The sequence below is a fragment of the Streptomyces sp. NBC_00887 genome, assembly GCF_045207585.1.
The window spans coordinates 3273212-3286715 of record NZ_CP108788.1; the positions used below are offsets into that span (position 1 = coordinate 3273212).

The window sequence follows — 13504 nt, forward strand, 5'->3', positions numbered from 1 at the left end:
TCACGTAATTTGTTTGTCGCACAACCAAAATCTGCGCGACCCCTTGCGTACGACCGGAACCCCTGCACGAGAAGAGGTAGCCCATGCCGCCGCGTACCGTCGTCATCGGCGTGGACAGCTCCACCCAGTCCACCAAGGCGGCCGTCACCGACGCCGAGACGGGCGAGCTGCTCGCCGTAGGCCGCGCCCCGCACGTGGTCACCGGCGAGGGCGGGGCGCGCGAGAGCGACCCCGAGGTCTGGTGGCGGGCGCTGTGCGACGCCGTCGCCGCCGGGCTCAAGGAGTCCGGGCTCTCCGCGTCCGCCGTCACCGGCATCGCCGTGGCCGGACAGCAGCACGGCCTGGTCGTGCTCGACGAGACCGGCCGCCCGCTCCGCCCGGCCCTGCTGTGGAACGACACCCGCTCCGCCCCGCAGGCCACCGCCCTCACCGCCGCACTCGGCGGACCCGAGGCCTGGACCGCCCGCACCGGCTCCGTGCCGGTCGCGGCGATGACCGCGTCCAAGTGGCAGTGGCTGCGCGAGAACGATCCGGCGAACGCCGCCGCGGCCGCAGCCGTGCGGCTGCCCCACGACTTCCTGACCGAGCGGCTCGCGGGCACGGCGGCGACGGACCCGGGCGACGCCTCGGGCACCCTCTGGTACTCGACCGCCACCGGCGCCTACGACGCCGAGCTGCTCGACCTGCTCGGCCTGGACGCCTCACTGCTGCCCCCGGTCGCCGCCACCGGCGCGACCCGGATCGGCTCGCTGACCGCTGCCGCTGCCGAGTCCCTGGGCCTGCCGGCGGGGATCGCCGTCGCAGCCGGTACCGGTGACAACATGGCCGCCGCGGTCGGCCTGGGCCTCGGCGGCGCCGGCCTCCTGGACCACCCCGTCCTCAGCCTCGGCACCTCCGGTACGGTCTTCGCCGCGTCCCGGGCCAGGCCCGCCTCCACGGCCCTCTCCGGGTTCGCCGCGGCGGACGGCACGTACCTCCCGCTGGCCTGCACGCTCAACTGCACCCTCGCCGTCGACAAGGTCGCCACCCTGCTCGGCCTGCACCGCGACGACGCGACGCCGGGCGGCGCGGCGGTGCTCCTCCCCTATCTGGACGGCGAACGCACCCCGGACCTGCCCACGGCGTCCGGCCTCCTCACGGGACTCCGGCACGACACCACCCCGCAGCAGCTGCTGGGCGCCGCCTACGAGGGTGCGGCCTTCACCGTGCTGCGCGCGCTCGACGAACTGCTGCGGTCGTGCGGTCTGGACCCGGCCGACCCCGATGTCGCCGGCCGGCCGCTGCGGCTCATCGGCGGCGGCGCCCAGGGCCGCACCTGGGTGGAGACCGTGCGCCGTCTCTCGGGGCGGCCCCTGATCGTGCCGGGCAACGGCGAACTGGTCGCACTCGGCGCCGCGGCTCTCGCCGCGTCGGCGGCCGGCGGCGGGGACCCGGTCGCGGTGGCGACCCGCTGGAACGAGAAGGCCGAGGACACGCAACTCCCGCCCGTGGAAAGGGACACGGAGACGTGGGAGCGGGTCGGCTCGGTGCTGGAACGAGCGTCCGGGCCGCTGCTCGGCGGCTGAGTCCGGGTAGTGAACAGGCGTCCCGCGTACTGCTTTTGGGGATGACCGCGGATCTTCAATAGGATCCGGCGATGATCACAAGAAAACGGCTGACGGCCGGGGTGTGCGTGCTGCTCGCCACCTTGGCCGCCGGGCTCGGCACCGCGCTCCCGGCCGCCGCCGACGAACCCTCCTCCTCCGCATCGCCCAAGGTCGAACTGGTCCTTGACGTCAGCGGTTCCATGCGCGCCCGTGACATCGACGGCCAGTCCCGGATATCCGCCGCCAAGCAGGCGTTCAACGACGTGCTCGACGCGGTTCCCGAGGAGGTGCAGCTCGGCATCCGGACGCTCGGCGCCGACTACCCGGGCGACGACCGGAAGACCGGCTGCAAGGACACCAAGCAGCTCTACCCGGTCGGGCCCCTGGACCGCACCGAGGCCAAGGCCGCGGTCGCCACACTGGCGCCGACCGGCTGGACCCCGATCGGCCCCGCCCTCCTCGGCGCGGCCGACGACCTCGAAGGCGGTGACTCCACCCGGCGGATCGTCCTGATCACCGACGGCGAGGACACCTGCGGCCCGCTCGACCCGTGCGAGGTCGCGCGCGACATCGCGGCCCGTGGGATCCACCTGGTCATCGACACGCTGGGCCTGGTGCCCGACGCCAAGATCAGGCAGCAGCTGACCTGCATCGCCGAGGCCACCGGCGGAACCTACACAGCCGTCCAGCACACCGACGAACTCTCCGGTCGCGTCAAACAGTTGGTGGACCGGGCCGCCGAGCCCGTCGTCGTCCCGGTGGCGACCGAGGGCGCGGGCAGCTGCTCCGAGGCACCCCAGCTGAAGGCCGGTCTGTTCACCGACCGCCAGGAGTTCGGGAAGCACCGCTGGTACCGGGTGGACGTGCTCCCCGGTGAGGAGCTGCGCGCCTCGGTGAGCGTGGCCGCGGACCGCGCCGTCAACAACGACTACGGCGTGCTGCTGCGGGCGGTGACCGCGCACGGGCGCGAGATCGTCCGGGGCGCGGAGTCCGGCACCGGACGTACGGATGTCATCTCTTCCGGTCTGCGCTACCCGAAGGCCGAACAGGACGACACGGACAGCGACATGAAGCCCGCCGCAGAGACCGTCTGCCTCCAGCTGAGCAACTCCTTCTCGGCGCCCGCGTCCGTGAAGACCACCCCCGGCATGCCCGTCGAGCTGACCATCGACCTGGTGGCCGCGCCCGACGACACCGCCGACGCGGCCGCGTTCGGACTCGGCCGTGGCTGGTGGCTGCTGGGCGTCCTGGTCCTGACCGGGCTGGTCGCCGGCCTGCTGACCGGCTGGATCTCACGCTGGCGCGTCGCCGTATGGAGGACCAACTGATGCGTACCCCCCGCAGGAACACCGTGATGCACGCCTGTGCGGTCGCACTGCTCGCCGGAGTCACCCTGTTCACCTCGACGGGCGGTGCTGTCGCAGACGACCCGTCGGCGAGCGCGAGCCCCGCCGGGGACGGCAAGGCCGGACCGACCGAGGCGGGCACCACCTTCCGTACCGCCACCGCGATCCAGCAGGACATGACCGCCACGGCGGACGCCTCCACGGGTGACTACCTGTACTGGGTGTTCCCCGCCGACACCGGTCAGCGCCCCACCGTCCGGGCGAAGGTCACCCTGCCCGAAAGTGCGGCCAGGCACGGTGCGTCGACCTGGCAGGTCGACGTGTACGACGGGCTGCGCCGCCGCCAGGCCTGCATGTACGGCCACCAGACCAGGAAGGCAGCGGCGGACGCGGAATCCGTCGAGCTGTCCTGTGTGCTGCGCACGGTGCGGGCCTGGTCCGAGCCCTGGGCGGACGACCCCCTGCCCGGCAGCTACTACGTACGCCTGACGGTCGTCGGCGCGGCCGAGGAGGACCTGGGCCTGCCGGTCCACGCCGAGACCGAGGTGACCTCCGTCGACAGCGGCGGCGCGCACGACGTGGGCGGCGAGCTCGCCGAACCTCTCGTGCCGGGCGCGTCCTCCATCGAACAGGCCGTCGACACGGGCGAGGGCACGGACAGGCCCCGGGTCTCGCTCGGCAGCGAGCCGGAGGACGGCTGGGCCTCCGGCTGGTGGACCGACCGCTGGCTGTGGACGGTGGGCGGCGGCGTACTCGCGGCGCTGGCAGCCGTGTTCGGCTACGGCCTGACCCGCGGCGGCGGCCGTCCTTCCCGGGTCCCGCCGGGCGTCTGACGCGTTTCGCAGCCGGAGGGCCGCCGACCGGGCTCTAGGCCCCGGTCGGCGGCCCTCCGGCGTGTGCGGGCATCACCTGGCGGAGTCCGCCGAGGAGATGGGCCCGGAAGGCCGCGTCGCGGTACGCCTCGCGGGTGTGCCCGAGAGCGGTGTAGAAGACCCGGGCGCCGCCGTACTCATGGGTCCAGACGAGCGGGTGGTCCGCACCCATGCCCCCTCCGTCGTACGAGGACTCGTCGGCGGAGGCGAGCACCCGCACGGTGTCGCGCGGGAGCGTCCGGAAGTCGTACCACTCGTCGGTGAAGTCCCAGCGGGGCCCGAGGTGCCGGGTCGCCGGGTGGTTCCGGTCCGCCACGAGGACGGTGCCCGGCTGGAGCGCGGGGTGGCGTGCGAAGCGGGCGCCGAGGAGCTCGCCGTAGAACGGCCAGCCGTACTCGGTGCAGGCCGCGGCGTGCACGCCCATGAATCCGCCGCCCGCCGCACAGTGGGCGCGGAGCCCCTCGCGGCCCTCGGGGGTGAGGACGTCGCCGCTGGTGGAGAGGAACACCACGGCCCCGTAGGCCGCGAGGCCGTTCTCGAACACCTCCGGGCTCTCCGTCGCGTCGACGGCGAAACCGTGGTCCGCGCCCAGCTCCCGGAACGCGGCGATGCCGTCGGGTATCGATTCGTGCCGGTAGTCGGTGGTGCGGGTGTACACCAGGACACCCGGCAGGCCGGTGGTGGGCATCGACGGCTCCTCGGACGAACGGACACGGCAGGCCCTGCGGCCCCGGTGCGCCACGATGCGAAACGGTCTTGCACGGTGGGACCGACCGGGTTTGGCTGATCGTATGCAGCAACCGCTTTCTCTGACACGGCAGCTCTCCGCCCTCGACCACCGCTACCGGGGCGAACACCCCATCCGCACCCTCGGCTACCTCCTGCGCCCCGACCGGCGCAGGCTCGCCCTCGGCGTGGCCGCGTTCATCGTCAAGCACAGTCCCATCTGGCTGCTGCCGCTGATCACCGCGAACATCATCGACGTCGTCGTCCAGCACCGCCCGGAGCGGGAGCTGTGGGCGAACGCGGGCGCCCTGCTCTTCGTGCTCGTGCTCAACTACCCGCTGCACCTGCTGTACGTGCGCTGCCTGAACGGCAGTGTGCGGCGCATGGGCACCTCGCTGCGCGACGCGCTCTGCCGCCGGATGCAGCAGCTGTCCATCGGCTACCACTCCAGGACGAGCGCCGGGGTCCTGCAGGCCAAGGTGGTGCGCGATGTGGAGACCGTCGAGCAGATGGTCCAGCAGTCCGCCGACATGGGGCTGGCCGGCATCGTCACGCTGACCGGCGGTCTCGTCGTCATCGCCGTACGGGTGCCGTCCTTCCTTCCGGTGTTCCTGGTGGTCGTCCCGCTCGCCGCCCTCCTGGTCATGAAGCTGCGGTCCCGGCTGCGCAGTCACAACGAATCGTTCCGCCAGGAGGTCGAGCAGCTGTCGGCACGGGTCAGCGAGATGACGAGCCTGATCCCCATCACCCGGGCCCATGGCCTGGAGCACGCGGCGCTGGGCCGTGTCGACGGCTCGCTCCGTCAGGTGCTGCTCGCAGGTCTGCGCCTCGACCTGCTCAACGGCCGCTTCGGCGCGCTCGCCTGGATCCTCCTGAACTCCCTGGGTGTGGCCTGCCTCGCGGGCTCGGCCCTCGTCGCGTACCACGGCTGGCTGCCGATCACCGCGGGCGACGTCGTCATGCTGAGTGCCTTCTTCACCACGCTCACCGGGTCGATGTCCACATTGCTGAGCCTGGCCCCGGTCATCAGCAAGGGCCTGGAGTCGGTCCGTTCGGCCGGCGAGGTGCTCGAGGCACCCGACCTGGAGAACAACGCGGGCAAGGACCTGGTGGACCGGGTCGAGGGCCGCATCGACTTCGAGCAGGTCGGATTCGCGTACGAGGGCTCGGGCGGCGCCGCCGTGGAGGACTTCACCCTGTCCGCCCGCCCGGGCGAGACGGTGGCGCTGGTCGGAGCGTCCGGCGCGGGCAAGTCGACCGTTCTGAACCTCCTCATCGGCTTCATCCGGCCAACATCGGGGCGGATCCTGCTCGACGGCACGGACATGGCGACGCTCGATCTGCGCAGCTACCGGCAGTTCCTGTCCGTGGTCCCCCAGGAGTCGATCCTGTTCGAGGGCACCATCAGGGACAACGTCACCTACGGCATGGGCGATACGGACGAGGGGGCGGTCCGCCGCGCGCTCGCGGACGCCAACGCGCTGGAGTTCGTCGAGTCACTGCCCGACGGCATCCACACGGTCGTGGGTGAGCGCGGCGCACGGCTCTCGGGCGGGCAGAAGCAGCGCCTCGCCATTGCCCGGGCCCTGATCCGCGATCCGCGGGTGCTGATCCTGGACGAGGCGACGTCCGCCCTGGACACCCGGTCGGAGGCACTGGTCCAGGAGGCGCTGGCCCGGCTGGTGCACGGCCGCACGGTGTTCGTGGTGGCGCACCGGCTCTCCACGATCCGGGCGGCGGACCGCCTCGTGGCGATGGACCGGGGCCGCGTGGCCGAGGTGGGTACGCACGAGGAGCTGGTGCGCGGGGGCGGGGTGTACGCGGGGCTCCAGCCGAAGCGGCCGGCATAGGACCGTCGCGTTCGAACACCTGTCAGGCTGAGGGCTACGCTCAGCAACTCACGTACTCCATAAGGCAGATGACGGGAGTCCCTCATGTCCACGGAAACCGGTGCGGCTGTCGATGCCGAGCCGCGCCGTCATACGCTCGTACCGGGTCCGAAGGGCCTGCCCCTCCTGGGGAGTCTGCCGCAGTTCGGGAAGGACCCGCTCGCCTTCTTCGAGCGGCTGCGCGGCTGCGGGTCCATGGTGAGCTGGCGCTTCGGCCGCAACGACTGCGTGTTCATCTCCGACCCCGACTGCATAGGCGAGCTGCTCACGGAGACGGAACGCACCTTCGACCAACCGCTGCTGGGGATCGCGTTCCGCACGGTGATGGGCAACGGCGTGGTGGTCGCGCGCGGTCCGGACTGGCGGCGCAAGCGTTCGCTGGTGCAGCCGTCGGTCCGTCCCAAGCAGGTGAAGTCGTACGCGTCGACGATGACGGCCTGCACGGTGGACCTCGCGGACACCTGGTCCGGGGGCGAACGCATCGACATCAAGAGGGAGATGGCGGCCCTCACCCAGAAGATCGCGGTCCGCACGATCTTCGGCGTGGACACCCCGGCGGACGCCGAGTCGATGGGCCGGGCGATGGACATCGCACAGCAGGAGATCGGCAAGGAGTTCAGCGGCCTCGGCGCGATCCTGCCCGACTGGGTGCCGACGCCCGGCCGGGCCAGGATCAAGAAGGCCGCTGCGGTGATCGACGCCGAGGTCGGCCGGGTGGTGGCCCGCCACCGTGACGGGGACGGCGAGCGCCCCGACCTGCTGAGCCGGCTGCTCACCGCGGTGGACGAGACCGGCGCGCACCTCACCGACGAGGAGATACGCGACGAGACGGTCACCCTGTACATCGGCGGGCACGAGACGACCAGCTCGACGCTCGTGTGGGCGTGGTACCTGCTGTCCCGCAACCCCGAGGCACGGGCGGCGCTCGCCGAGGAGCTGGACCGGGTGCTGGGCGACCGGGAGCCCGGCATCGACGACTACGCGCAACTGACCTACGCCCAGGCGGTGGTGAAGGAGACCCTGCGGCTGTATCCGACGATCTGGCTCGTCACGGGCATCGCGAAGGAGGGGGCCCGGATCGGCGGCGTCCCGATGCCGGAAGGCACCCGGGTGTGGAGCAGCCAGTGGGCGACGCACCGGGACGAGCGCTGGTTCCCCCGGCCGGAGGCGTTCCGTCCGGAGCGCTGGGACCCGGAGCACGGGGACGAGATCCCGGAGTACGCCTGGTATCCGTTCGGCGGCGGCCCACGGGTCTGCCTCGGCACGCGCTTCGCGATGGTCGAGGCGGTTCTGGTCCTCGCCGTCCTGGCGCGCCGTTTCGAACTGGAGGTGGACCCGGGCGTGATCAATCCCATGCCGACACTGACGCTGCAGCCGGACCGGGAGGTCTTGGCGACGGTACGGGCGCGCCGAGCCCCTCAGGGTTGACCTGAAGCTTACTTGAGGTCATAGCGTTCCATGCACAGGACCCGACTCCGGAGGCACTCGCATGGACATGGAAGTCACGGCGTGGACATCGCTGCACAGCACGATGAACGCGCAACAGGACCGCAGGCCCTTCTCCCGGGCGACGCTGCGCCGCATCGCGGCGTTCGCCCGGCCGCACCGGGGGCGGATCCAGCGCTTCCTTCTCCTCAGTGTGGCCACCGCGCTGCTCGCGGTGGCCACACCCGTGCTCGCCGGACGCGTCGTCGACGCGATCGTGCAGGGCAGGGACACCGGTACGGTCACGCGGCTCGCGCTGCTCATCGCCCTGATCGCCGTTTCGGAGGCAGGGCTCGGTCTCCTCACCCGGTGGCTCTCCGCCACGCTCGGCGAGGGGCTGATCCTCGATCTGCGCACCGCCGTGTTCGACCATGTGCAGCGGATGCCGGTCGCCTTCTTCACCCGGACCCGGACCGGTGCGCTGGTCAGCCGGCTCAACAATGATGTGATCGGCGCCCAGCGGGCCTTCAGCAGCACCCTCTCCGGCGTCGTCTCCAATTCCGTCACCCTGCTGCTGACCCTGGCCGTGATGCTCACGATCTCCTGGCAGATCACCCTGCTCGCCCTGGTCCTGCTGCCGGTGTTCGTCGTGCCGGCCCGCCGGATGGGTTCCCGGATGGCGGCGCTGCAGCGGGAGGCCGCCGGTCACAACGCGACCATGGGCACGCAGATGACCGAGCGCTTCTCGGCGCCGGGCGCGACCCTCGTCAAGCTCTTCGGCCGCCCCGCCGACGAGTCCACCGCGTTCGCCGCCCGCGCGGGCCGGGTCCGCGACATCGGCATCCGTACGGCCATGCTCCAGTCCACGTTCATCACGGCGCTCACCCTGGTGTCCGCCCTGGCCCTCGCGCTGGTCTACGGACTCGGCGGCTACTACGCGCTGCGCGGCAGCCTCGAGCCCGGAGCGGTCGTCGCCCTGGCCCTGCTGCTCACCCGTCTCTACGCCCCGCTGACGGCACTGGCCGGTGCGCGCGTCGAGGTGATGAGCGCTCTGGTGAGCTTCGAGCGGGTCTTCGAGATCCTCGATCTGAAGCCGCTCATCGCCGAGAAGCCGGATGCCCGCCGGGTGCCGGACGGGCCGGTGTCCGTGGAGTTCGACGGGGTGTCCTTCGGCTATCCGTCGGCCGACAAGGTCTCCCTCGCCTCGCTGGAGGAGGTCGCCACGCTCGACTCACGGGGCGGTACGCAGGTGCTGCACGACGTCTCCTTCACCGCCCGGCCCGGACGGATGGTCGCACTCGTCGGTTCGTCCGGCGCGGGCAAGTCGACGATCGCGCAGCTGCTGCCGCGGCTGTACGACGCCGATGCGGGCTCCGTACGGCTGAACGGCGTCGACGTACGCGATCTGACCGCCGACTCCATCCGCGAGACCCTCGGCATGGTCACCCAGGACGGGCACCTCTTCCACGAGTCGGTGCGCGCCAATCTGCTCCTGGCCCGGCCGGAGGCGACGGAGGACGACATCTGGGACGCACTGCGCCGGTCCCGTCTGGACGGCCTCGTGGCGTCCCTGCCCGAGGGCCTGGACACCGTGGTCGGCGAGCGCGGCTACCGGCTCTCCGGTGGCGAACGGCAACGGCTCACCATCGCACGACTGCTGCTGGCCCGTCAGCGGGTCGTCATCCTCGACGAGGCGACCGCACACCTGGACTCGACGTCCGAGGCGGCGGTGCAGGAGGCCCTCGCCGAGGCCTTGGAGGGCCGCACCGCACTGGTGATCGCCCACCGGCTCTCCACGGTGCGGGCCGCCGACCTGATCCTGGTCATCGAGGAGGGCCGGGTCGCCGAACGGGGCACGCACGAGGAGCTGCTGGCCGTCGGAGGACGGTACGAGGAGCTGTACCGCACCCAGTTCGAGCGGCCGGGGAGCGAGGAGGCGGCCCGGTCGATTGCCTGACCGCCGCATCCCACGGACTCCGGTCGGTGCCCCACCGTGCGGCAGGGAACTCGCAGTGGCCGGGGCCTGATCGCTGCCCTCGGCTCCGGTCCTTCACCGCTCACCGGGGGGCACGCTCATGGCCAGGAGCGCGGCGTCGTCGTCGAGTCCCTCGCCGAACGAGTCCAGGAGCGCGGTGAGGGCTTCGACGGCACCGGGGGCCGAGGTGGGTGCGAGGGACCACGCGAAGTCCAGGAGCGCTTCGTCGCCGTAGCGTTCACCTGCGTTCCCCGTACGCGCCTCGGTCAGACCGTCGGTGTAGAGCAGCAGCGTGTCACCGGGGCCCAGGCCCATGGTGGTTGTGGTGAACTGCGCGTCCGGCACGACGCCTACCAGCTGGCCGCCCGGCGTCGGCAGGTAGTCGGCGCCGCCGTCGGCACGCAGCAGCACGGCAGGGGGGTGGCCGCCGCCGGCCAGGACGACATGGAATCCCACGTCGTTCCCCAAAGGTGTGAGCAGGCCGAAGATCACCGTGCAGAAGGTCGGTTCGTCTTCATGGAAGTGCTGGTCGAGCGCGGTGTTGAGGTTGCCCAGGACCGTGGCCGGTACCGGATCGGAGACCGCTGCGGCTCGCAGGGTGTAGCGCACCAAGGACGTCACCACTGCCGCCCCCGCACCCTTGCCGCGCACGTCCCCCATGAAGAAACCCCAGCGTCCGGCGGCCAGCGGGAACAGGTCGTAGAAGTCACCGCCCACCTCGTCGGGGGAGGCGAACTGGTAGTGCGCGGCAACGTCCAGGCCCGGAACCGGTTCGAGAGCCGGCGGGATCAGGGTGCGCTGCAGGGTCGTGGCAAGGCGCTGGAGGCGTTCGCGGTCGTGCTCGGCCTCCTGCCGGGCTCGCAGGAGTTCACGCTCGTAGGCACGCCTGTCCCGGGCGTCCAGGAGGGTGGTGCGGATCAGCAGGGGTTCGCCGTCGCTGTCCCGCTTGACGGTGGAGGTGACCAGGACGGGCAGTCGGCTGCCATCGGCGGCCTTGAGTTCCAGGGCGATACCGTTGACCTCGCCCTGCATCCGCAGCAGCGGTGAGAAGTGCGTCTCGTGGTACAGCCTGCCGCCGATGGTCAGCAGGTCGGAGAACTGCCTGTGGCCGACCAGTTCATCGCGACGGTAGCCGAGCCATTTCAGCAGGGTTCCGTTGACCTTGGCGATCCGCCCGTCCATCAGCGTGGAGAGGTAGCCGCACGGCGCGTTCTCGTACAGGTCCTCGACGCTGTCCTCCAGCAGAGCGGAGAACGACAGCTGCTCCTGGTCCCGGTCCCCCGCCGCCCACAGCCCATCGGTCCCGTCGTCGCCCGGGGACACCGTCACCGCCCCTGCACGAAGGCGATGATCGCCTCGGCCGTCTCCTCGGGGGCGCTCAGCTGGGGGCAATGGCCCGTCGAGTCCAGAGTCACCAGTTCACTGCCGGGGATCTGTGCGTGGACGAAGGCCCCCACCTCGCGGGGGGCGATCGTGTCGTGCGCGCTCTCGGCGATGAGCGTCGGCACGGTCACCTTGGCGAGATCCGCCCGGTTGTCGGACAGGAAGGTCGCTCTCGCGAAGACCCGGGCGATCTCCGGATCCGTTCGGCAGAAGCTGTTGGTCAGCTCCTCGCCCAGTTCGGGACGCTCCGGGTTTCCCATGATCACCGGTGCCATCGTCGCGGACCAGCCCAGGTAGTTGCTGTCCAGCGACTCGAGCAACTCGTCGATGTCCTGCTCGCTGAAACCGCCCCGGTAGTCGCCGTCATCGATGTACGACGGCGAGGGGGTGAGGAGGACCAGCCCGTCGAAAAGCCCGGGCTCCTGCACGGCGGCGAGAACACCGATCATGGAACTGACCGAATGCCCGACGAAGGTCAGGGGACCGAGGCCGAGCTCCTGGCAGATCTCGATCACGTCCTGCGCATAGCCGTCCAGGGTGGAGTACCGCTCGGGGCTCCATGCGGACACATCGGAATGCCCGGCCCCCACATGATCGAAGCGGACCACCCGGAAGTGCTTGTCCAGTGCGGGCGCGACAAGACGCCACAGGTTCTGATCGCATCCGAATCCGTGGGCGAGCATCACCACCGGGCCGCTCTCCCGGCCCGTCACCAGTACCCGGTTCCTCTTCCGCACGTCCATGAGACCATCCTGGCACCCCCGGCACATGACGGCCTGGTCTGCCGGAGGAAGGCCGCCCACCCGCGTGGATCACGCTGAGTGACCGCGTGGGCACGTACGTCGGGAGCGCGGTTTCACTGCTGCCCCGGTCACCGCCCGGATCACGCTGCGCGAGGGCGGCCGCCGACGAGTGTTCCTGCGATCACCGAGACTCGGCCCGTTGGCCTGCGCCACTAGGTGGAGCGGAGCTCCGCCGGGTGCGTCGCAGGAGCGGCAGCGACGTCGCCGCGGCCGGCAGGCAGGCAGGCCGCGTAGACGGCCACGGGGACGAGGAGCGGGAGCAGCGGCGGGGAGCCCGCGCCCACGAAGCCTGCGTACGCCAGGTACACCGCCGTGCCCCCGACGCCCGCGAGCAGGAGCGCCGGTGCCAGTGGGAGCGCGGTCTCCAGGAGCGCGGCCCTGGCCAGGACCGTGCGCGGCACCCCGGCGGCGGCCTGGACGGCGAGGCCCCTGGGGCACGCGAAAGGGCCTCAGCCGTTCGCGACGTGTGCCGCGGCGGCTGAGGCCCCGTCCGGAAGGAGGCACCCGGCTCAGGTCACCGGACCAGCCACTTCTTCCACACGTCGGGGTTCTCCTCGATCCAGCGCTCGGCTGCCTCACCGGGCGCCAGCCGCTCGGAGGCGATCATCTCGGAGACCTCGTTCTGGTCCTTCTCCGACCAGTTGAACTTCTTCAGGAAGGCCGCGGCCTCGCCGCCCCGCCGGGAGAAGTCCGCGTTGAGGTACTTCTGCAGCGGCGTCTGCGGGTACGCGCAGTCGATGTCGGCCGGGTCCTTGGCGCCGCACGCATCGGTGTACTCGGGGAGCTTCACCTCGACCATCGGCACCTCGTTGAACAGCCACTGCGGCTGGTACCAGTAGCTGAGGAAGGGCTTCTTCTCCTTGGCGAACTGCTGGATCTGGGTGATCTGCGCGGCCTCGGAGCCGGCGAAGACGACCTTGTAGTCCAGGCCGAGGTTCTTCACCAGGGCTTTGTCGTTGGTGACGTAGGACGGTGAACCGTCCATCAGCTGGCCCTTGTCACCGCTCTCCGGCGTGCGCAGCTCGTCGGCGTACTTGTCGAGGTTCTTCCACTCGGTGACGTCGGGGTGCTCGTCCGCCCAGTACGTGGGCACGTACCAGCCGATGTGCCCCGTGACGCCGAGGTCGCCCCCGGGGACGATGGTCTTCTTGTCCTGGACGTACAGCTTCTCCTGGTCGGGGTGGCCCCAGTCCTCCAGGATGGCGTCCACCCGGCCCTGGCTGAGGGCGTCCCAGGCGGGGACCTCGTCGGTCTGGACGAGGTCGACGCGGTAGCCCAGTTCGTCCTCCAGGAGCTTCTGGGCGACGGCCACGTTGGCCTGGGCGCCGACCCAGGACTGCACGGAGAGCGTGACGGTCTTGATGTCGGCGGGGGCGGCGAACGGGGACGCCTGCTTCGTCATGTCCGCGGCACCGCAGCCGGTGACGGCCAGCAGGGCTGCGGCCGAGGCGACGATCGCGGATGTGCGCAGGTGTGCGCGGGTACGGGTGCGAGCCATG

The 13504-nt window shown here is 71.2% G+C and carries 11 protein-coding genes; 6 read left to right on the forward strand and 5 right to left on the reverse strand.

Annotation, left to right across the window (positions count from 1 at the left end; genetic code table 11):
• The first annotated feature begins 83 nt into the window (after positions 1–83).
• The 3 genes from xylB (at position 84) to OG844_RS14960 (ending at position 3765) form a co-directional block, all read left to right on the forward strand.
• Positions 84–1565: a xylulokinase gene (xylB, locus tag OG844_RS14950; RefSeq protein WP_406390591.1), complete on the forward strand. Its 1482-nt coding sequence runs from the start codon at positions 84–86 to the stop codon at positions 1563–1565.
• A gap of 71 nt (positions 1566–1636) precedes the next feature.
• The gene (locus tag OG844_RS14955; protein WP_406390592.1) at positions 1637–2914 is read left to right on the forward strand and encodes a VWA domain-containing protein; all 1278 of its coding nucleotides are present in this window, start codon (positions 1637–1639) and stop codon (positions 2912–2914) included.
• Positions 2914–3765 (forward strand): hypothetical protein, encoded by an 852-nt coding sequence (locus OG844_RS14960; protein WP_406390594.1) that lies wholly within the window; start codon positions 2914–2916, stop codon positions 3763–3765. The genes OG844_RS14955 and OG844_RS14960 overlap by 1 nt, the downstream gene beginning before the upstream one ends.
• A 34-nt stretch (positions 3766–3799) precedes the next feature.
• Here OG844_RS14960 and OG844_RS14965 read toward each other — a convergent pair whose 3' ends face one another.
• Entirely contained in the window at positions 3800–4492 is a 693-nt protein-coding gene (locus OG844_RS14965; RefSeq protein WP_406390595.1) for a ThuA domain-containing protein, read from the reverse strand.
• A gap of 103 nt (positions 4493–4595) precedes the next feature.
• Between OG844_RS14965 and OG844_RS14970 the strand changes: the two genes are divergently transcribed.
• From OG844_RS14970 to OG844_RS14980, 3 genes are all read left to right on the forward strand, one after another.
• Positions 4596–6380, forward strand: a complete 1785-nt coding sequence (locus OG844_RS14970) for an ABC transporter ATP-binding protein (protein WP_406390597.1) — start codon at positions 4596–4598, stop codon at positions 6378–6380.
• 84 nt (positions 6381–6464) lie between these two features.
• Positions 6465–7847 (forward strand): cytochrome P450, encoded by a 1383-nt coding sequence (locus OG844_RS14975; RefSeq protein WP_406390598.1) that lies wholly within the window; start codon positions 6465–6467, stop codon positions 7845–7847.
• A 61-nt stretch (positions 7848–7908) separates the two neighbouring features.
• On the forward strand, positions 7909–9801 hold the full coding sequence (locus OG844_RS14980) for an ABC transporter ATP-binding protein (RefSeq protein WP_406390599.1): 1893 nt from the start codon (positions 7909–7911) through the stop codon (positions 9799–9801).
• A gap of 93 nt (positions 9802–9894) precedes the next feature.
• Here the strand turns inward: OG844_RS14980 and OG844_RS14985 are convergent, their stop codons facing one another.
• The 4 genes from OG844_RS14985 to OG844_RS15000 form a co-directional block, all read right to left on the reverse strand.
• On the reverse strand, positions 9895–11148 hold the full coding sequence (locus OG844_RS14985; protein ID WP_406390600.1) for a PP2C family protein-serine/threonine phosphatase: 1254 nt from the start codon (positions 11146–11148) through the stop codon (positions 9895–9897).
• Positions 11145–11945 carry an alpha/beta fold hydrolase gene (locus OG844_RS14990; RefSeq protein WP_406390601.1) on the reverse strand — a complete coding sequence of 267 codons (801 nt, stop codon included), beginning with the start codon at positions 11943–11945 and terminating at the stop codon, positions 11145–11147. Before OG844_RS14990 ends, OG844_RS14985 begins: the two co-directional genes overlap by 4 nt.
• Before the next feature lie 212 nt (positions 11946–12157).
• On the reverse strand, positions 12158–12406 hold the full coding sequence (locus OG844_RS14995) for a hypothetical protein (RefSeq protein WP_406390603.1): 249 nt from the start codon (positions 12404–12406) through the stop codon (positions 12158–12160).
• A 113-nt stretch (positions 12407–12519) separates the two neighbouring features.
• Positions 12520–13503, reverse strand: a complete 984-nt coding sequence (locus OG844_RS15000) for an ABC transporter substrate-binding protein (RefSeq protein WP_406390605.1) — start codon at positions 13501–13503, stop codon at positions 12520–12522.
• Position 13504: the final 1 nt, after the last annotated feature.